We start from the raw sequence: 20,295 nt of genomic DNA, 5'->3' as shown, positions 1-20,295 counted from the left end.
GTGTTCTCCCCCAAACAAAATTTCTTAGACAAAAAAGGCCTGACATCCGCAAAGCGCCGCGACCGGGACGTGTCATTCGCTGCGGCAGATCACACACTTAAAAACGAAGTGCCGTACAACCGTCGCACAACGATAATCGCCAACCCACTACCACTCGCTGGAGTGTATCGTGGATTGGCGTTTATTCAAAATTTACTATATTTGAGCGTTTCGCGGTCTGACGCAGATCACACAGCCTCGATGCGCAAGGCCACCGGATCGGCGGCCATCACGCCGGTTTCGCGCATCGCAACAACAGCGGCATCCAGCGCCGCGCGCTGGGTTTTGTGGGTTACGATCAACACTGGGGCGTGAGCATCGTCATGGCGGGTCTGGCGCATGCGATCGATGCTGATGCCATTATCACCCAACGCGGTCGCGATCTTGGCCATGGCACCCGGACGGTCCTCAAGGGTGAGGCGCAGGTAATAGGGCGCTGGCGAGTTGGACTGTGCCGATTTGGCCGTGGTCAGCATCTCTGCTGGCACACCAAAGGTCGACAGGCGGAAGCCGCGCGCGATGTCACAGACGTCGCCCATGACGGCGCTGGCGGTTGGACCTTCACCCGCGCCAGGGCCGCGCAGCACAACCTGCTCCACCGCGTCGCCTTCGATCACCACCATATTGGTGCCGCCCTGAAGCTGACCCAATGGGCTGTCCGCCGGAACCAAACAAGGGGACATGCGCTGCTCCAGACCGCGACCGGTCATCTGGGTCACGCCCAGCAGCTTGATCTTGAAGCCCAGTTCCGCAGCCTGGTTGATATCTTCAATGGAGATGCGCTGAATGCCCTCTAGCTCCACACCGTCAAAATCCACCTTGGTGCCAAAGGCAATGGAGGACAACAGGGACAGCTTGTGACCGGCGTCAATACCGCCCACATCGAGGTTCGGATCGGCTTCGAGATAGCCCAGCGCGTCGGCTTCGGCAAAAACCTCTTCATAGGGCAAGCCCGCGTCCTGCATCCGGGTCAGGATGTAGTTGCAGGTGCCGTTCATCACCCCCATCACACGGGTGATGTCATTGCCGGCCAGACCTTCGGTCAGCGCTTTGATCACCGGAATGCCGCCAGCCACAGCCGCTTCAAACCGGATCACAGCGCCCTTGGCTTCGGCGGTCTCTGCTAGGGCTTGGCCGTGGTGCGCCAGTAGCGCCTTGTTGGCGGTGACAACGTCTTTGCCCAGTGCCAGCGCGGCTTCAATGGCATCTTTGGCTGGACCGTCTTCGCCGCCCATCAGCTCGACAAATACGTCCACATCGTCGCGTTTCGCCAAAGCAACTGGATCGTCTTCCCAAGCATAGCCCGCCAGCGACACGCCGCGGTCTTTGTCTTTGGAGCGCGCACTCACCGCGCTGATCTCAATGCGTCGACCGGTCCGCGCCGCCAATACGTTGGCTTTCTGACGAATGATTTTTACAACGCCCACGCCCACGGTGCCCAAACCGGCAATCCCAAGACGAAGCGGAGTAGGCTGGGAAGTGGTCATGTTGGGCTACCTCTTAGCAGGAGAGTTGAATATGTCGCTATGCCGTTTAGCCGCTCTTTACGTGCTGTGCAACGCGCGGTGTGATTGGCCAGGATCTAAAGATTCTTGGCGCGGTTTTGAAGCCGCGCGCCACGGGCTTCCAGCTCGGCCTCACTGTTTTCCGTCAACCGGCCATTGGGCGCTTTCGGCAGCGCATTTTGCGGCAGGATGTCGGGATAAGCCGCGGCTTCCAATGCGGGATCGCTGGTGGCCGCCATATCAGGTGTCTCTCCGCAGGCCGTCACCATCACGAGAGGAAGAGCAGCAAAAACAAAGGCGCGCATAGGCAGCATGGCTTGGTCCGAAACTAGGTCACCGCTTTATGACCTATTGCCGCGGCGACACACAAGCCATGATGATGACAAGGCAAGGCTGCAGAGACGCTTTTAAACGAACGTATGTTCAGATAATTAAGTGCCATGGCACGCACTCAAGGCTCTCATTCCGGCATCACCGGCCCGCGCGTCCGCGATGCGGCGCTCAAGCTCTTTGCCCAACACGGCTACGCCGCCGTTTCCATGCGCCAGATCGCACGGGAAGTGGGGGTACAGGCCGGAGCGCTGTATAACTACACGCCGGACAAGCAGAGCCTGCTGTTTGACCTGATGCAAACCCATATGACCGAGCTTCTGGCCGCACGGGAAGAGCTGCCAGACGAGGCGACACCGACTGAGGCATTGGAAAACTTCACCCGCCTGCACCTGCGGTTTCACTCTGAACGGCCTGATGAAGTTTTCATCGCCTATATGGAGTTGCGGAACCTGACGCCGGAAAATTTCGCCCAAATCGAAGAACTGCGCCGGTCTTATGAGGACGGGTTGGAAGCCATTCTCCGCGCGGGCATCGACAGTGGCGACTTTGAGGTCAGCGATCCCAAGATTGCCACCATGGCGGTGATTGCGATGTTGACCGGGGTCAACACCTGGTTCCGCGAAGGCGGACGTCTGTCTCTCGCTGAGGTGGAGCAGATTTACTGGGACATGGTGCGCAAAGCAGTCGGCGTTTAGATCGCCACCTCGGCGCGGTCCCGCGCTGTGCCGCGCCACAAAAATCCCGCCACCAAAAGCCGCAGCCCGCATGGCACGGCGGCAAAGAAAAGCAGTAGGACGCCCATGGTTTCCGGTGCGCTGCCCGCGTCGCGGTCAAACCCGGCCCAGCCCAAGACCGGAAACGCCACGCCCATCAGCGCGACAAAGGCCATTTTTGAGGCCACATTCTTGAGCGCCAGATAACTCGCCGCCTGTGAATGCCCCTGCCGCTGTTCTTCCGCCGCCACAATGTCGGCCAGCAAAGAGGTTGGCATCACGCCGTCACAGGTCATGCAGGCGCCCAGCCCAAAGCTGATCATCAGGACCAGAACCGTATCGCCTGCGCCCACCAGATAGGCCGCAAGCACCACCGGACAGCACAGCACGATCGCGGCGATCCAGCTCTGCTGTTTGCCAATCTTCTTGGACAGGATCACCCAGACGGGCACAAAAAGGGCGGTTGCCAGCAACAGCGCCAGAAACATCGGCCCGACCAGATCCGGTGCCTGCAGCACATGGGTGGCAAACAGAACAAAAAGGCCCACGGTCATGGCATTGGCGGCCTGCACCGCAAAAAACGCCAGCATCAACCCGCGAAACGCGCGGTTTTTCATGCAGTCCAACCAGGTCCTCCAGAGGTTGGGCCGCGCCTCTGCAGGTGGCCGGGGCTGACGCGGTGTCCGCCACCAAAACAGCGCCAAAGCGATTGGCATCATCCCAACAAAGATCACGCCCGTCATCTGCAACGACATCCCCATCTGCCCGGCAAACACCGCAGAGGCCACCGAGGCCAGCACCGCGCCGATAATCTGGAAGATGCCTTTTGTACCAGCGATCACAGAGCGCTCATGCGCATTGGGGGAAATCTCCAACCCAATGCTGGAGTAGGGCACATCAAAGAAGGTCAGGAACAACAGATAGGCGGAGGCGACGCAAAACAGATACAGCGCGCCCACCCCGTCCGGCGGGGACAGCAGCAGCCAGACAAAGAGCAATAATCCGGGAAACCCCACCACCATCCAAGGCACACGTGGCCCCCATCGGCTCTGGGTGCGGTCGCTCAACGCCCCGACCAGCGGATCGGTCACGATGTCAAAGGCCCGTCCAAACAGGAACACCGCCCCCACCGTGGCCAGTCCAACGCCCAGATCAACCGCATAAAATGTCGGGACAAAGCTGACGACGGCAAAGTTCACCATCGCCAAAGGCGCCGACAACAAGCTGAAACACAACAGCTGCCAACGGGTCATCACCCGTGGTGATGTCTCCATAGTTCCCCCTCCGATGTCCTCCACCTTGCATGACCTTAGTACGCAAAACGCCTTTGTGGAGATGAATCTTTAGTGGAGGCAAATGGCTGGCGGCCAGAGGTCTCCCTCCCGCCGCCGACGTGGTTAATGTGCCGGTTTGATAAACGTCCCATTGCGCAGGTCTGCAAAGGCCCGTTGCAGCTCTTGTTGCGTGTTCATCACAATCGGCCCGTGCCAGGCTACTGGCTCTTGGATAGGCTGTCCGGAAATCAACAGAAAGCGCACACCTTCTTCCCCGGCTTGCACCGTGACCTCGTCGCCATTGCCAAAGCGGATGAGCGTGCGGTCCCCGCTCATGTCGCGGATGTTCAGCTCCTCGCCCGCCACCTCTTTTTCAAGCAGGATGCCGGTTGGCTGGCTGGCATCGGCAAAGGCGGCATCGCCTTCAAACACATAGGCAAAGGCCCGGCGCCGTGTGTCGATAGGAAAGGTCTTTTTCACCCCCGCTGGCACGGTCACGTCCAGAAACATAGGATCGGCGGCAATGCCATCCACCGGCCCGGTTTTGCCCCAGAAGCTGCCAATGACAATCCGCACCTTTGTGCCGTCATCATCGATAATCTCTGGGATCTCCTTGGCCTCAACATCCTGATAGCGCGGATCGGTCATTTTCAGGTCACGTGGCAGGTTGGCCCACAGCTGAAACCCGTGGTTCACACCATTGGCATCCGCGGTCGGCATCTCCTGATGCAAAATCCCGCTGCCTGCGGTCATCCACTGCACATCGCCGTTTTTCAGGTTGCCGGTGTTGCCAAGGCTGTCCTGATGCTCCACCGCGCCATCTATAACATAAGTGATGGTCTCGATCCCACGATGGGGATGCCAGGGGAAGCCCTTCTCATACATCCGGGGATCATCATTGCGGAAGTGATCCATCATCAGAAACGGATCAAGCTCCTCCGGGTCCTGAAACCCAAACACCCGATGCAAATGCACGCCTGCGCCTTCCATTGCGGCAATGGCCTTGCGTGTCTCCAAAACTGGTCTGATCGACATGGCATGTCTCCTTTCGCTTTCCAAGATAGGGCAGCGCCCGCGTCCCAACCATTGGCGGCCTCGCAACATCTTTGTGCGCATCTGCACAGAACCACGGGGCATGCGACCAAAGTGGCAGATCTCGCGACGTGACGGCATTCCAAACGCAGGCTTTTGAAATCCCAGAACTTGCGCGTAACGTACTCAGGCGAACAGACACTGATTGGCAGGGGAGGGCCAAATGCAAGGGTCCATGATGATGCGTCCGCTGAAGATTGCGGACATTCTAAGCTACGCGGCAGAAATCCACTCGGAAGGGGAGGTGGTTTCGGTCCGCACCGAAGGCGACATTCACCGCCAGACCTATGCCCAAACCGCCAAACGCGTCGCGCAACTGGCGCATGGGCTCACCGCGCAGGGGCTGAAACTGGGCGATCGCATCGCCACGCTGGCGTGGAACGGCTACCGCCACCTCGAGCTGTATTATGCCATCTCCGGGGCAGGCGGCGTGTGCCACACCATCAACCCGCGCCTGTCGGCCGAGCAGATGACCTACATCGTCAACCATGCCAATGACACGATGCTCTTTGTGGACCTGACTTTTGTGCCGATTGTCGACGCGTTGCGTGGGCAATGGCCGCAAAGTCTGAAAGTGGTCGTGATGACCGACCGCGCCCACATGCCCGACGGCGATTACCTCTGCTACGAAGAGCTGCTGGAGGGGCAGCCAGACCATTTCGATTGGCCGGACCTGCCGGAGGATACCGCCGCAGGCCTGTGTTACACCTCCGGCACCACTGGCAATCCCAAAGGCACGCTTTACACCCACCGCTCCACGGTGCTGCACGCCATGATGGTGGGCCTCTCGCTGCCTGCCGCGCTGCAGCCAGGCAAGCGCATCCTACCCGTTGTCCCGCTGTTTCACGTCAACGCCTGGGGCCTGCCTTATGCCGCACCTCTTACCGGCGCGTCCTTGATCTTCCCCGGCGGCGCTTTGGATGGCGCCAGCCTGTTCAAACTGATGGATGACGAGAAAGTCTATTCGGCCTGGGGTGTGCCGACGGTCTGGCTGGGCCTGCAAGGCGAGATCGCCAACCAAGGGCGCATGCCTGAGGGCCTCGGTGATATGGTGGTGGGTGGCTCCGCCGCCCCTGCGTCGATGATCCAGTACTTCGAGGAGGGCGGCGTGAACGTCTGTCACGCCTGGGGCATGACCGAGATGTCGCCCATCGGCACCCAAGGCAATCTGCCAGATCATCTCGACAGCAAGCCAATGGCCGAGCGTATCGCCATCAAATCCAAACAAGGCCGCCGCGTCTTTGGCGTTGATCTAAAAATCGTGGATGAGGACGGCAACCGCCTGCCGCACGATGGAGAGGCCGCAGGCGAGCTCTATGTGCGCGGCAACGCCATCACCTCTGGCTATTTTGAAAACGAAGAGGCCAATGCCACCGCCTTTGATGCTGAAGGCTGGTTTGGCACTGGCGACGTTGCCACCATCGACGCAAACGGCTTTCTCACCATCACCGACCGGGCCAAAGACCTGATCAAGTCTGGCGGCGAATGGATTTCCTCGCTCGATCTGGAAAACACCGTCATGGCGCATCCCAAGGTGGCCAATTGCGCGGTCATCGCCGTGGCACATCCTAAATGGGATGAGCGCCCGCTCTTGGTGGCGGTGCCGTCGCCCGAAGGCAAACCCGAGGCCAGCGAGTTGATGGACCTGTTGCTCGAGCATTTTGCCAAATGGCAGTTGCCGGATGATGTGGTGTTTGTCGACGAACTGCCGCTCACCGCCACAGGCAAGGTTTCCAAGCTGACCCTGCGCAAACAGTTTGCCGACCACAAGCTACCGGACATGGTCTAAGCCTTGCGCAGCGAGACACTAAAAATTTCCGGCCACAACTTTCACGTGGTGGTGGCCGGTGATCCCTCCAAGCCCGCAATCCTGATGTTGCATGGGTTTCCCGAGTATTCTGGCGCCTACTTCGATCTGATCCCGCACCTGCAAGACAACTTCTTCTGCATCGCCCCGGATCAGCGCGGCTATGGCCAAAGCTGGCGCCCAACTGAGGTAGATCACTACGCCGCCTCCAAGCTGGTTGGCGACGCCGTTGCCGTTCTCGACCACTACAGCCCCGACGCCCCCGTTGCCGCTGTCCTGGGCCACGATTGGGGCGCTGCCGTGGCCTACGGCTTGGCTTTCCGCCATCCTGGCAGCCTGCAAAATCTGATCATCGCAAATGGCGTGCACCCCATCCCCTTTCAACGCGCATTGGCCGCAGGCGGCACACAATCGGAAGCCAGCCAATACATCAACTGGCTGCGCGCTGAGTGCTCGGAAGAGAAGCTCGCCGCCAACAACCACGCCCACATGATGGGTATCTTCTCCAAACATATGGACATGTCGTGGATGACGCCCGCAAAACTGGCTGCCTACCAAACTGCTTGGGGCGGTGCCGATCACATCCGCGGCATGGTCAATTGGTACCGCGCCTCTTTCCTCAAGGTGGCCGCCCCCGGCGTACCCTTGTCAGAGGCAGACCTGCCCAACTTGCCGCCACACCTACTGCGCGTGCCCATGCCTCATCTCCTGCTCTGGGGCGAAAACGACACCGCGCTCCTGCCAGAATGCTACGCGGGACTGGACGACCACTGCGCCGATCTTACCCTCCAAACCATCCCGGACGCCGACCACTGGCTCCTGCATCAAAAGCCTGCCGAGATCGCCGGGCATATCCGCAAGTTCCTCATCCGCTAAGCCCATTCACAGTCCCCAAATATCCCCGCCGGAGGCATTCAAGCCATCGAAGAGCCACGCCTTTCCGCAAAGGCACGCCCAAAGTGACGTCATGTTACTTTGCCAAGCTCTTGCTTGAGCGGTCGCCACAGGCCCTTATCCTGCTCACCAACAACAGGAGTTTCTCATGTCTGGTGACAGCCACCTTCCAAAGGCGCTTCAAGGTCTGCGCATCCCCGCAGTGGCCTCGCCTTTGTTTATCATTTCCGTACCCGCACTGGTCATTGCCCAGTGTAAGGCAGGCATCATAGGCAGTTTCCCCGCGCTGAACGCACGTGAAGGCGAGGGCGAACACCCACTTCTGGACACCTGGCTCACGCATATCCGCGAAGAGCTGGACCGTCACAATCAGGAAAACCCGGACCGCCCCGCTGCGCCCTTTGCGGTCAACCAGATCGTGCACCGCTCCAACACGCGGCTCGAGCGCGACATCGAGCTTTGTCACAAACACAAAGTCCCGGTCTGGATCACCTCGCTGGGCGCACGCGTTGAGGTCAATCAGGCGGCGCATGATTGTGGCGGGATTGCCCTGCACGACATCATCAACAACAAGTTCGCCAAGAAGGCGATTGAGAAAGGTGCCGACGGTCTCATCGCTGTAGCCGCTGGTGCCGGCGGCCATGCCGGCCCGCAAAGCCCGCTCGCCTTGATCAGCGAAATCCGCGAGTGGTTTGACGGGCCTTTGCTGCTGTCAGGCTCCATTGGCACCGGTGCATCGCTTTTGGCAGCACAAGCCATGGGCGCGGACCTCGGCTACATCGGCTCGCCCTTCATCGCCACCGAAGAGGCCAACGCCGTGCAGGGCTACAAAGACATGATTGTCGACAGCGGCGCTGAGGACATCGTCTATTCGTCCTTGTTTACCGGGGTATCTGGCAACTACCTCAAAGGCTCCGTAACCAACGCAGGCATGGACCCGGACAATCTGCCTGAGGGGGACGTGAAAACCATGGACTTTGGCGGCGACCGCGAAAAACCCAAAGCTTGGAAAACCATCTGGGGCTCCGGCCAAGGCATTGGCGCTGTGAAGGAAGTCACCAAGACGGCCGATCTGGTTGACCGTCTGGAGCGTGAATACATCGCTGCGTGGGATCGGCTTCAAGCCCGCATGTCATGAGCCAGATGTTCCACCTGATCCGCCACGCGCAAGCCAGCTTTGGGGCGGCCGACTATGACAACCTGTCAGACCTCGGCCACCGCCAGTCAGCGGCGCTGGGCGCGGCGCTCAAACGTCAAGGCGTAAGGCCTGATGCGGTGTTCATCGGCGCACAAAGACGCCATCGCCAGACCTGGGACGGCATTGAAAGCGCACTGGGCACCGGGCTTGACCCAATTGTTGTGCCGGGGTGGAACGAATTTGACTTTGGCGGGCTGCTCGAAGCCCGCTACGCCAATCGGGATGACAAACCGGCTGGCCTGCATGACGACCGCAAAACCCATTTCCGCATCCTGCGGGACACGGTGATCGAATGGCAGCGCGACGAGATCGACAATCCACCGGAAAGCTTTGCCGCCTTCACAGACCGCGTGCGAGAAGCCCGCGCCATTGTGGCCGCGTCCGGCGCAAAAACGCCCCTCGCGGTCAGCTCTGGCGGCGCCATCGGGCGCACCATCGCCGACGTGCTGAACGCGCCTGCTGAACAGATGATCCTGCTACAGTTGCAGGTCAAAAACTGCGCCGTGGCCCGGCTGGTCATGGCCAAGGGCCACACATGGCTCAACGGGTTCAATGAGACACCGCATATTGACGGCGGCAACCAAGACGAGATGCTGACCTACAGCTAACATAGGCCGTGGCCGACCTTGGGAGAAAGCGAATGCGCCCTCCCGTGGGGGAGGTCGGGCGCGGCCGGTCCGCTTCGCACCCCGGCCAAATGGGAGGAAACGCAATGGACGCAACCACACTGGACACCGCCGCCGTCGCGCGTTGGCTCTCGGAGACCCTCGACGGTTTTGAAGGCCCCATCACGGCGACCAAATTCGACGTGGGCCAATCGAACCCCACTTTCCGGCTCGACAGCCCGTCCGGCCAATACGTCCTGCGCCGCAAACCGCCTGGCGTGCTGCTCAAATCCGCCCACGCCGTGGATCGAGAATTCCGCGTGCAAAAAGCACTCGCCGACACCGAGGTCCCCGTCGCCAAAATGCACCTGTTGTGCGAGGACGATGACGTTATTGGTTCTGCATTCTACGTCATGGATTTCATCGAAGGACGCAACTTCGACGACCCACGATTGCCAGAGCTAGACAACGACCAACGCGCCCAAGTCATCGACGAAATGGGCCGCGTCCTCGCCGCCATCCACTCCGTCGACATCAACGCCGTCGGTCTTGGTGACTATGGCCCAGACGGCAACTACTTCGAACGCCAAGTTGGCCGCTGGACCAAACAATACCGCGCCAGCGAAACAGAAACGATCCCGCAGATGGATCAATTGATCGATTGGCTTGCCGCCAACATCCCCACTGACGACGGCAAACGCACTTTGGTGCATGGCGATTACCGGATCGACAACATGCTCTTTGCCAAAGACCGCCCCGAAGTGGTCGCGGTGCTGGATTGGGAACTTTCTACCATTGGCCATCCTTATGCCGATCTGGCTGCCGTGATCATGCAGTGGCAAATGCCGCCGGGCAACGAGGGCAGGGGGCTGGCCGGTATCGACCGCGCCGCGCTGGGCCTGCCGACCGACGAAGAGTTCATCGCCGCCTATTGCAAACGCATGGGCCTGCCGGGCATCGAGAAATTTGGCTTTTATCTGGCGTTCTGTTTCTTCCGCATGGGCGCCATCATCCAAGGCGTAAAAAAACGCGCGCTGGATGGCAATGCATCTGATCCAGAACGGGCTGCCAAACTGGGCACCTTTGTTCCGATGTTTGCTCAGGCCGGTCTGGAGGCCAGCACCCGTGGATAAGATGTTTCAAGACAAAGTGGTGATGATCACCGGCGCCGCCAGTGGATTTGGCGCGCTGGCGGCTGAAAAATTCGCCGAGCAAGGTGCAAAACTTGGCCTGTCGGACATCAACGCAGACCAACTTGCTACGGTGGCGGACGCTTTGCGTGCCAAAGGTATCGAAGTGGTCGCGGATCAGGTTGATGTTGCTGACGAAACTCAGGTCGCGGCCCATGTTGCTAACATCGCCGAAGCTTTCGGCGCGCTGGACATTGGCATCAACAACGCAGGCATCGGTCACGACGTGCGCCCGCTGCAATTCCTCACAACCGATGACTTTGACTTGATGATGAACGTGAACGCCAAAGGCGTGTTCCTCTGTATGAAGTATCAGATCCCGCTGATGCAAAAGGCGGGCAGCGGGGCGATTCTCAACGTGGCCTCCGCGGCAGGACTGGTCGGCTCCGGCCATCTGTCGCTTTATTCGGCAGCCAAGCATGCGGTCGTGGGTCTGACCAAAGCCGCGGCAGACGAAAACGCCACGCGCGGCATCCGCGTGAATGCACTCTGCCCGTCTTTCTCGGCAACTCCCATGGTGGACGAAATGGCGGATCAGGTTGGGGGACGCGCAGGGCTAAGCCGCGCAGATGCCATGACCCATATCGCCAGTCGCGTGCCCATGCGCCGCGTGTCCAAACCCGAGGAGGTGGTGCAGGCGATGTTGTGGATCAACGCGCCGGCGAACAGCTTTATGACCGGACAGGCGATTGCGATCGATGGTGGCCTGACGGCGGTGTGATTGCCATAACATAGGGCGAAGCCTGCCTGAGCTGGCGCGAATGCGCCTGCCGAGGGGCAGGCAGGCGCAGCCCGGCGATGCCGGGCGAAACAGATTATTGATGGACCACGACATGACCCACGCCCCACTCGACCCCGCTTTGGACGAAGCGCCATATGAGCTGCAAAAACATCTCGGGTTTGAACTGACCCATTGGGACACAGACTACGCTCGCCTCGCGCTCCCGATCGCGCCGCACCTGATGAACCGCGCGGGCATTCCCCACGGCGGCATCTATGCCACGCTACTGGACACGGTCATGGGGTTTGCGGGCTGCTACACCGGCACGCCTGAGCACAAAAAACTGGCCCTCACGCTCTCACTGACCACCAACTTCCTGTCGCGTCCCAAAGGCCAAGGTCTGATTGCTGAAGGCTGGCGCACCGGTGGCGGCGCGAAGACCTTCTTTGCCGAAGGCACCATCACGGACGAGACCGGTGAGGTCATCGCCCGCGGCTCCGGTGCCTTCAAGTACCGGGCAACAACGCTTTAGCTTGCCATCGCTGCCTGCGGTTCAAGGTCCCAGCTGCGGGCCAATTCGGCCACGGACGCCAGGATGTAATTCACGGTTTCATCCGTCATCAACACGCTCAGATTCAGACGCACAAAGCCGGGTTTGGCCGTGCCAGGACCCTGCAAAATGTCGGTGCGAATGACCGAGGACTGATCGTCGCCAATCTTCAAGAGTTCATGCACATAAGGCCCGGCGCAGGAACACCCGCCGCGCGCCTGAATGCCGTACTGCTCGGACAAAGCGCGGGTGAAGGCATTGTGGTCAATGCGCTCGCCATAGGCATTGAGCGGCACAAACGATAGGATTGGCAGGCGCTCTTTGCGCTCCGGTGCCAAAATCCGCAGGCGTGGTTCGTTCTCCCAGGCGGCAAAGGCCCGCGCGGTCAGCACGTCATTGCGCGCCGTCATCGCCTCTTGGCCAATCACCTCTTTCACCTTCAATGCCAGCGCCACACGAATGTCGCCCACAACGTTGGGGGTGCCACCTTCCTCACGCTGCTCCAGTTTGGTCACGTAGTCGTGCTGATGCGCGTTTACAAAAGCCACGGTGCCGCCGCCCGGACGATAGGGAACACGGGCACAGGCCAGCTCCTGGCGCATGACCAGCACACCGCTCGCGCCGGGGCCGCCAATGCACTTGTGTGGTGAAAACACCAGCGCGTCGATCTCTGCGCCTACAACCGGTGTCATCTGCATCGGCAAGTAAGGCCCGCCCCCGGCATAGTCCCACACCATGATCCCCCCATGGTGTTTGACCAGCCGGGTCAGCGCCGCCACATCCGTGCACACCCCTGTCACATTGGCCGCAGCGCTGAGCGCCACGATCACACGGCCTGTGGTCCCCCGCTCCGTGAGCAGCTGGGTCAGAATTTTGCGGTCCGGGCCGGGCAGGTCGCCCTCCGGCACTTCGATCACATCCGCACCGCTTTCACGCCAAGGCAGCAGGTTGGAATGGTGCTCGTAAGGGCCCACAAGAACAGTATCGCCAGCGCCGACGCCCATCAGATGCATCAGCTGGTTCAGACCGGTTGTCGCACCGGAACCGGAGAAAATCACCGCATGTTCCTGGGCGCGCGCACCACAATGCTCCCGCACTACCTCTCGTGCCCCTTCACGCAACGCGCCCATGCGCGCGCCGCAGAAGGACGCATCGGTGTGGGTGTTGGCGTAGAACGGCAGCACCTCTTCCATCACGAAGGTCTCAACCTGACGCAGCGCTCGCCCGGAGGCGACGTAATCCGCATAGACCAGCTTCTTTGGGCCGGTTGGCGTGTCGATAAGTGCCTCACCGCCAATCAATCCGGTCCGCAGGAACTCTTGCGGAACCTTGGCGGTCTTCAGCGTGTTGGCAAATGTCTCAAAAGGGGCGGTCAGTTTGGTCATTTTGGTCCTCTTGCGCGTCTTGAGGGGATGTTAGCCCTATCGAAATAGATAATTTCTCCTTTTCTCATCGCCAAATGGTGAAATTTGTGGTCAAATGATCGGTATGAGTAAGAAAATAGACCAAATTGATCGCAATATTCTTGATGTTCTGCAAAGAGACGCCTCTTTGTCGCAACGCGAAGTTGCTGACCGCGTAGGTCTGTCGCAAAACGCCCTGTGGCGGCGATTGAAAAAGCTTGAGGAAGAGGGCGTGCTTTTGGGCTCACGCATGCGCATCGATCCCACGGCGTTGGGCCTCGACCTGACCGTCTTTGTCATGGTGCGTACCCGCAATCACTCCATGGAATGGGCCGAAGGGTTCAAGGCCCATGTGGCGCGCATTCCTCAAGTGGCGGAGATGCATCGGATTGGCGGTGACTGGGATTATATGTTGAAAATCATCACCTCGGGCATGTCGGGCTATGATGCCGTCTACCGCCGCCTGACCACCGGCTATGAGCTCGACACGGTCACAGGCTTCTTCTCCATGGAAACCATGCTTGAAGATCGCCCTGTCGACGTTTTTGGGTAACCAAAGTCCAAGCTGTCACAAAAGTTTCATCGCTGCTAGCCAGAAAACCGGCATGAAATGCTTGCGACTCACCAATCATATCCATACTTCATGAATTATGGATATGACATCAGCCCTCACCGCCTTTTCGGCCTTGTCCCAGCAAACCCGCCTGGAAGCTTTCCGTCTTTTGGTGACGGCCGGTGATGCAGGCATGAGCGCCGGGGACATCGCCGAGGCCTTGGACGTGCGCCAAAACACGCTTTCGGCCAATCTTTCGGTGCTGCTGCAAGCGGGTCTTGTGCGCAACCAGCGCGAGGGCCGCGTGATCCGCTACTTTGCGGACATGGACGGCATGCGCGGGATGTTGGGGTTTCTTCTGCAGGACTGCTGCGGCGGTCGGCCAGAGCTGTGTCAGCCACTCATTGAAGACCTGACTTGTGGGTGCTGAAGGAGCGCACAAAATGACCGACAAAACTTACAACGTGCTCTTCCTTTGCACCGGCAACTCCGCCCGGTCCCTCATTGCTGAAGCGGTGCTTCAGAGGGAGTCCATGGGGCGCTTTAAAGGCTATTCAGCCGGGTCATCCCCCAAAGAGGCGCCGCATCCCTACACATTGGACCTGCTGAAAGGTCTCAATCACGACGTAGGATTCGCCCGCGCCAAAAGCTGGGACGAGTTCGCCAGTCCAGACGCGCCAGAAATGGATTTTGTCTTCACCGTGTGTGATCTAGCCGCTGCCGAAACCTGCCCGCTCTGGCCGGGCCAGCCTATGACGGCGCATTGGGGCTTGCCAGATCCGACGCAGGTGCAAGGCTCTGAAGCCGAAAAGCGCGTGGCCTTCTCGGAATCCTATCGCATGTTGCGAAATCGGATCTCCGCCTTTGTGAACCTTCCGATGGCGGGTCTGGATGCTGTCGCCTTGCAAAAGAACCTGGATGTGATTGGCGCAAATGAAGAGCCAGAAGACATCCTCACCGCCATTCGCAGATTGATGGGAACCGCAGCATGAGCGATCACAGCGCAGAACTTGACGCCGGTCTTGGCACCTTTGAACGCCTGCTGTCGCTTTGGGTGGCCTTGGCGATTGTCGCCGGGCTGGCCTTGGGCAGCCTGTTCCCAAGCCTGTTTGGTTGGCTCGCCAGTCTGGAGGTCGCCTCAGTGAACCTGCCAGTTGCCGTGCTGATCTGGGCGATGGTCTACCCGATGATGGTTGGGATCGATTTTGGCGCATTGGCAGACGTTGGCCGCAAGCCTAAAGGCTTGGTGATCACACTGGTGGTCAACTGGCTGATCAAACCTTTCACCATGGCCGCGCTGGGCGTGTTGTTCTTCGAGGTCATCTTCGCGCCGTGGATCGATCCGCAAACCGCCAGCGAATACCTCGCGGGTGTGATCCTGCTGGGCGCAGCGCCCTGTACCGCCATGGTCTTTGTCTGGTCTAATCTGGTGCGCGGCGACGCCAATTACACGCTGGTACAGGTCAGCGTGAATGACGTGATCATGGTCTTCGCCTTTGCCCCCATCGTGGCTTTCTTGCTGGGCGTGACCGACATCACCGTGCCTTGGAGCACCCTTTTGTTGTCCGTGGTGCTCTACATTCTCCTACCGCTGGCCGTTGGTGTTATCACCCGCAACCGTTTGATGGGGCAGGGGGGCGAGGTCGCCGTTGATGCCTTCCGCGACAAGCTGCGGCCCACGTCTGTTGGCGGATTGCTGCTGACTGTGGTCCTGCTTTTTGGATTTCAAGCGCAGGTGATCCTGAGCCAGCCGCTCAATATCCTGTTGATCGCGATCCCGCTGTTGATCCAAACCTACGGCATCTTTTTCATCGCTTACGGCGCCGCGCGGCTCTGGAAAGTCCCGTTTGAGGTGGCCGCCCCCTGTGCCTTGATTGGGACGTCCAATTTCTTTGAGCTGGCGGTGGCGGTTGCCATCTCTCTCTTTGGCCTCGGCTCTGGCGCCGCTTTGGCCACCGTCGTCGGCGTGCTGGTCGAAGTGCCCGTCATGTTGTCTCTTGTTGCATTCGCCAATCGCACTCGTGGTTGGTTTCCTCCTTCACCTTAACCTTGGTTCGGGCTGCCAGCCCGGACCGCGCCCGACCCTCCCCACGGGAGGGCGCCTTTGGCACCCACCCAGGCTCGGCCGCGGTCCTAATTGATAGGAATTTCTGATGACCAAAATCGCAATCAATGGCCTTGGCCGTATGGGCAAGCTGGTGATCCGCAGCTTCTTTGATCTTGGCCTGGACGCCGACATTGTCCTGCTCAACGATCCCGTTGGCGACGCAGAACTGCACGCGCATCTCCTGGAGTTTGACACCGTGCATGGCCGCTGGCGGGCGGATTTTGCCTTTGATGAGGACAGCATCACCGTGGATGGCCACAAGATGCGCAAAACCGCCGCGTGGACCCTCGAAGAGTTGCCGCTTGAGGAACTTGGCGTCGATCTGGTGGTTGACTGCACCGGCGTGTTCAAATCCAACGCCAAGCTGCAACCTTACTTTGATGCGGGCGTGAAAAAGGTCGTGGTCTCAGCTCCGGTGAAAGAAGACGACGTTGCCAACATTGTCTACGGCGTCAACAGCGACACCTACGATGCGGCTACACATAAGGTCATCACCGCAGCCTCTTGTACCACCAACTGCATTGCGCCCGTGGTGAAGGTCATTCGCGAAAAGCTTGGCATTGAACAAGCCAGCTTCACCACGATCCATGATGTGACCAACACACAGGTGATTGTGGACAAGGCTCACAAAGACCCGCGCCGCGCCCGGTCTGCCCTCAACAGCCTGATCCCCACCACCACCGGCTCTGCCAAAGCGATCATCCAGATTTTCCCCGATATGGCTGGCAAAATTGACGGCCACGCCGTGCGCGTTCCGCTGCTCAATGCCTCCCTGACCGACATCGTGTTTGACGTCAGCCGAGACACCACTGCGGAAGAGGTCAATGGCTTCTTTGCCGAAGCCGCCGCTGGTGAGTTGGAGGGCATCCTCGGCTATGAAACCCGCCCGCTGGTCTCTTGTGATTTCACCAACGACGATCGCTCCACTATCGTCGATGCGCTCTCCACTCGCGTGGTGAATGGCAAACATGTGAAAATCTACGCGTGGTATGACAACGAATGGGGCTATGCCTTCCGTTTGGCTGACGTCACCCGCATGGTGCTCGCCAGCCTTTAACCCTTTGGCTCGTGCCTCTGGCACGGGCCGCGCCCGACCCTCCCCCCAGGAGGGCGCATGTGCGACGTTGCATCAATCACCTTCGTTGGTTGTTGCGCGAGTCGGGTGGCAATTTCCATTGTTCCTTGCGCCCACCTAGGCTCGGGCGCGGCCCTCAGAGACCGCCATGACCGACTCCCAGACTGACAAACCAGACGGCCTCGCCGCCTACATCACCGTCACCGCCGCCTATTGGGCCTTTATGCTCACCGACGGCGCGCTGCGCATGTTGGTGCTTCTGCATTTCAACGGTCTGGGTTTCTCGCCCATCCAATTGGCCTACCTGTTCCTGCTTTATGAGGTCATGGGCATCGTCACCAACCTCTCCGCAGGCTGGATCGCCGCGCGCTTTGGCTTGACGTCCACGCTCTACGCCGGCCTCACCATCCAAATCCTCGCGCTGATCGCCTTGGCGCAACTCGACCCCGCCTGGGGCGTGACCGCCTCGGTGATTTTTGTGATGTGCGTGCAGGGCGCCTCCGGCGTGGCCAAAGACCTCTCCAAGATGTCGTCCAAATCCGCCGTGAAACTGCTCGCCCCCAAAGTGGGCGGGGGGCTCTTCCGCTGGGTTGCCCTGCTGACCGGCTCAAAAAATGCCGTGAAAGGCTGCGGCTTCTTCCTCGGCGCCGCGCTGCTTGCCATCTGGGGCTTTCAAGCCTCCGTCTGGGGCATGGCCATCATCCTCACGGTGATCCTCGCGGGAGTGGTGATCTTCATGCCCTCCGGCCTGCCGCAAGGCTCCAAAAAGACGAAGTTCTCCCAGGTCTTTTCCAAAGACAAAAACGTCAATCGGCTCTCATTGGCCCGCATGTTCCTTTTCGGTGCGCGCGACGTCTGGTTTGTGGTCGGCATCCCGGTCTACTTCAACGCCGTGCTGTCAGACGGCACCGCGGAAGGCCGCCGAGAAGCCTTCTTCGTCATCGGCATCTTCATGGCGGTGTGGATCATCCTTTATGGCGCGGTACAAGGCAACGCCCCGCGCATCCTCAAAGCTGCCAACGCCACCACCGATGAGGTTGTGCAAAAGGCGATCAACTGGGTCGGCTACCTCACCCTGATCCCGCTGGCCCTCACCGCCGCCGTGCTGCTGCTCGACACCTCCAACGCGCTCACTGCCATCCTGATCCTGGGGCTGCTGATCTTCGGCTTTGTCTTCGCGGTGAACTCTTCGGTACACAGCTACCTGATCCTCGCCTTCACCTCGGACGAGCGCGTCACCATGGATGTGGGCTTCTACTACATGTCCAACGCTGCAGGCCGCCTTTTGGGCACGTTGCTCTCTGGTGTCAGCTATCAGATCGGCGGGTTGTGGCTTTGCTTGTTCACCGCAGCGATCATGTCCGCGCTCAGTTGGCTCGCGGCGAGACGGCTGCGCACTCTTTAGCCCGGAAGAAAGGCCGCAGGCCACCGGGCATCGCCCGACCGCCCCCATGGGCGGGCGATTTTGCAAGTGTTTGGCACATCTATTCTGTGTGGCGAATTTGGCAGGTCGCTGTGGCTTTTCTTTGAGGGCAGGTCGCCCACCCGCGGTCGCGCGACGTCCTAACTCAAACCGGCTCCGCTTCCGGGTGCAGCGCGTCGTTCAACCACGCCAAATCGTCGGGCAGTGCCAACCGGTTGATGGCCACCGACGGCGCCTTGGGTAGGTCCGCCGCCGCCGCCCGCGCGGCCTTGAGGCCAACGGTATCACCGGCCTTCTGACAGGCCAAAGCCTTCAATAGCTGAATACCACGATCCATCGGGCTCACATCCGCCGCCTCAAGCGCAGCCACATGTGCCGCCTCCGCCTGACCTGCGCCCAAAAGCACTCGGGCGTTGAAACACAACCGGTTGATGCGGAACGGGTCCTCACTGCCCATCTCTTCATAGGCACTCAGCGCATCCAACGCGCCTTCATAGTCGCCTGCCAAAAACGCCTTCTGGGCAATAAGATCCACTATGCCAATGAAGTTCGGGTTGATCTCACGCGACCGCGCAATGTCGGACGCCGCGCCCTGCAAATCACCCAACACTTTCAATCGGTATGCCCCACGCGCCCAGAACACAAAGTCGCTGGTGGGGCATTCCGCCACCGCCACATCGAGGTCTTTGCCCATCTGTGTCAGCACTTCGGGCTCCAGCTGTGAAAACTTCACAGCGCTCAGGTTCAACCGACTTTGTGCCCGCATCGCCAGCGACATGCCGTCCCCGGGGCTCAGCAGAACCGCCCGGTCCAGCGCCGCCAGCCCGTCCTCCCAGCTTGGAATGGTCTGTTTGAAAAACATCGACGCCGCCCGCGCCCGCAGCTCTGACACGCTCAACTGGTTCAGGCTCAGATGCGCCAACCGGTCGCCATCCCGTTGGATGGTCTGCAAACGCACATCGCCCTCAAGCCGTGGCATCAACTCGTCGACAAAGGCAAAGGGATCACTTGGATCACCCTCATAGGTGCCGGTCCATAGCGTTTGCATTTCTTCGCGCAAGATCAACGACATGGTGAACCGCGCCCGCGTGCCAGCAACCCGCAGCCGCCCCCGGATCAGGAAATCCGGCGGGGTCGCCTCAAGGCTTTCCGTGTCCACGGTTGTCACCCCGGTGCGTTTCAGCGACAGCTGCACCAACCCATCGTGCAGATCATCGGCAATCGCCGCATTGTCCGGCGTTTCCGGCGCCGCCACAAACTGCTCAAACCCCACCGACGGCAAGGCGCCCTTGTCCGGCGCAGTAGTCAGGTTGGCAGGCCGCCACTGATACAGGCGGATCGGCTTGGCAATGTTTTTCAGATTGAACACACCCACGTCTTTGAGCTCTTCCTGCCGCTCGGCAGAGAGCGCCTGAAACAGGTCTTCGCTGAACATCGCCCCACCGGGAGGCGCTTCGGTTTCAATCCGCTGGGCAATGTTCACCCCATTGCCGTAGAAATCCGCCTCATCCTCGACAATCTCACCGATGTGACAGCCAATGCGCAGCTTGATCACCTCATGCTCCGCCAGGCGGCTCTGCACCTCTTCGGCACAATCGAGCGCCTCTTCCACGCTGGGAAAGGCCAGAATCCAGCCGTCGCCCATGCGTTTGAGCACCTCGCCGCCGTGATCCTTGGCGACAGGTTCCAGATGTTTCTTGCGCAGCTCCTGCACCGAGGCCACGGCCAGTGCCTCGTCCTCGCCCATCAGGGCCGAATACCCTACCAAATCCGCACACATCAAAGTGGTCAATCGCCGACGCATGAATGTCTT

The 20,295-nt window shown here is 59.9% G+C and carries 20 protein-coding genes; 14 read left to right on the top strand and 6 right to left on the bottom strand.

The features are described from left to right. Positions 1-227: 227 nt before the first annotated feature. Positions 228-1,526 carry a homoserine dehydrogenase gene (locus MK208_RS19925; RefSeq protein ID WP_294119429.1) on the bottom strand — a complete coding sequence of 433 codons (1,299 nt, stop codon included), beginning with the start codon at positions 1,524-1,526 and terminating at the stop codon, positions 228-230. 95 nt (positions 1,527-1,621) lie between these two features. Beyond that, a complete protein-coding gene (locus MK208_RS19920; RefSeq protein WP_294119427.1) occupies positions 1,622-1,849 on the bottom strand; it encodes a hypothetical protein in 228 nt (75 codons plus the stop codon). Positions 1,850-1,984: 135 nt separating this feature from the next. On the opposite strand from MK208_RS19920, the gene MK208_RS19915 reads away from it, so the two are divergent. Continuing rightward, entirely contained in the window at positions 1,985-2,572 is a 588-nt protein-coding gene (locus MK208_RS19915; RefSeq protein WP_294119425.1) for a TetR/AcrR family transcriptional regulator, read from the top strand. Here the strand turns inward: MK208_RS19915 and MK208_RS19910 are convergent. Beyond that, positions 2,569-3,864: an MFS transporter gene (locus MK208_RS19910; RefSeq protein WP_294119424.1), complete on the bottom strand. Its 1,296-nt coding sequence runs from the start codon at positions 3,862-3,864 to the stop codon at positions 2,569-2,571. The two genes, MK208_RS19915 and MK208_RS19910, sit on opposite strands and share 4 nt — an antisense overlap. Positions 3,865-3,987: 123 nt before the next feature. After that, positions 3,988-4,899: a pirin family protein gene (locus MK208_RS19905; RefSeq protein ID WP_294119423.1), complete on the bottom strand. Its 912-nt coding sequence runs from the start codon at positions 4,897-4,899 to the stop codon at positions 3,988-3,990. A 220-nt stretch (positions 4,900-5,119) separates the two neighbouring features. Here MK208_RS19905 and MK208_RS19900 point away from each other — a divergent pair, with 220 nt between their 5' ends. The 7 genes from MK208_RS19900 to MK208_RS19870 all read left to right on the top strand — a co-directional run bounded on the left by MK208_RS19900 (position 5,120) and on the right by MK208_RS19870 (position 11,903). Continuing rightward, entirely contained in the window at positions 5,120-6,745 is a 1,626-nt protein-coding gene (locus tag MK208_RS19900; RefSeq protein WP_294119422.1) for a long-chain fatty acid--CoA ligase, read from the top strand. Positions 6,746-6,748: 3 nt separating this feature from the next. After that, complete coding sequence (locus tag MK208_RS19895) at positions 6,749-7,639, top strand: alpha/beta hydrolase (RefSeq protein WP_294119421.1); 891 nt, start codon at positions 6,749-6,751, stop codon at positions 7,637-7,639. A gap of 166 nt (positions 7,640-7,805) precedes the next feature. Further along, on the top strand, positions 7,806-8,795 hold the full coding sequence (locus MK208_RS19890) for a nitronate monooxygenase family protein (protein ID WP_294119420.1): 990 nt from the start codon (positions 7,806-7,808) through the stop codon (positions 8,793-8,795). After that, the gene (locus MK208_RS19885) at positions 8,792-9,463 is read left to right on the top strand and encodes a histidine phosphatase family protein (protein WP_294119418.1); all 672 of its coding nucleotides are present in this window, start codon (positions 8,792-8,794) and stop codon (positions 9,461-9,463) included. Before MK208_RS19890 ends, MK208_RS19885 begins: the two co-directional genes overlap by 4 nt. 104 nt (positions 9,464-9,567) lie before the next feature. Then, on the top strand, positions 9,568-10,593 hold the full coding sequence (locus MK208_RS19880; RefSeq protein WP_294119417.1) for a phosphotransferase family protein: 1,026 nt from the start codon (positions 9,568-9,570) through the stop codon (positions 10,591-10,593). Position 10,594: 1 nt separating this feature from the next. Continuing rightward, entirely contained in the window at positions 10,595-11,371 is a 777-nt protein-coding gene (locus MK208_RS19875; RefSeq protein WP_294119444.1) for an SDR family NAD(P)-dependent oxidoreductase, read from the top strand. Between the two features lie 112 nt (positions 11,372-11,483). Then, a complete protein-coding gene (locus MK208_RS19870) occupies positions 11,484-11,903 on the top strand; it encodes a PaaI family thioesterase (RefSeq protein WP_294119415.1) in 420 nt (139 codons plus the stop codon). On the opposite strand, the gene MK208_RS19865 is transcribed toward MK208_RS19870, so the two are convergent. After that, entirely contained in the window at positions 11,900-13,306 is a 1,407-nt protein-coding gene (locus tag MK208_RS19865; protein WP_294119414.1) for an aminotransferase class V-fold PLP-dependent enzyme, read from the bottom strand. The genes MK208_RS19870 and MK208_RS19865 overlap by 4 nt on opposite strands. 103 nt (positions 13,307-13,409) lie before the next feature. Between MK208_RS19865 and MK208_RS19860 the strand changes: the two genes are divergently transcribed. From MK208_RS19860 to arsJ, 6 genes are all read left to right on the top strand, one after another. Continuing rightward, on the top strand, positions 13,410-13,877 hold the full coding sequence (locus tag MK208_RS19860) for an Lrp/AsnC family transcriptional regulator (RefSeq protein WP_294119413.1): 468 nt from the start codon (positions 13,410-13,412) through the stop codon (positions 13,875-13,877). A 97-nt stretch (positions 13,878-13,974) separates the two neighbouring features. Continuing rightward, entirely contained in the window at positions 13,975-14,307 is a 333-nt protein-coding gene (locus MK208_RS19855; RefSeq protein ID WP_294119412.1) for a metalloregulator ArsR/SmtB family transcription factor, read from the top strand. 13 nt (positions 14,308-14,320) lie between these two features. Continuing rightward, complete coding sequence (locus MK208_RS19850; RefSeq protein ID WP_294119411.1) at positions 14,321-14,869, top strand: arsenate reductase ArsC; 549 nt, start codon at positions 14,321-14,323, stop codon at positions 14,867-14,869. After that, positions 14,866-15,924, top strand: coding sequence for an ACR3 family arsenite efflux transporter (gene arsB, locus MK208_RS19845; protein WP_294119410.1), 1,059 nt, complete (start codon positions 14,866-14,868; stop codon positions 15,922-15,924). The genes MK208_RS19850 and arsB overlap by 4 nt, the downstream gene beginning before the upstream one ends. 106 nt (positions 15,925-16,030) lie before the next feature. After that, positions 16,031-17,041, top strand: a complete 1,011-nt coding sequence (locus tag MK208_RS19840) for an ArsJ-associated glyceraldehyde-3-phosphate dehydrogenase (RefSeq protein WP_294119409.1) — start codon at positions 16,031-16,033, stop codon at positions 17,039-17,041. Positions 17,042-17,207: 166 nt separating this feature from the next. Next, the gene (gene arsJ, locus MK208_RS19835) at positions 17,208-18,464 is read left to right on the top strand and encodes an organoarsenical effux MFS transporter ArsJ (protein WP_294119407.1); all 1,257 of its coding nucleotides are present in this window, start codon (positions 17,208-17,210) and stop codon (positions 18,462-18,464) included. A 163-nt stretch (positions 18,465-18,627) separates the two neighbouring features. Here the strand turns inward: arsJ and MK208_RS19830 are convergent, their stop codons facing one another. Continuing rightward, a complete protein-coding gene (locus MK208_RS19830) occupies positions 18,628-20,286 on the bottom strand; it encodes an adenylate/guanylate cyclase domain-containing protein (RefSeq protein ID WP_294119405.1) in 1,659 nt (552 codons plus the stop codon). Positions 20,287-20,295 lie beyond the last annotated feature (9 nt).

This window comes from Shimia sp., from assembly GCF_022448905.1.
Taxonomy (GTDB): domain Bacteria; phylum Pseudomonadota; class Alphaproteobacteria; order Rhodobacterales; family Rhodobacteraceae; genus Shimia.
This window is presented reverse-complemented; position numbering and strand designations above follow the sequence as displayed.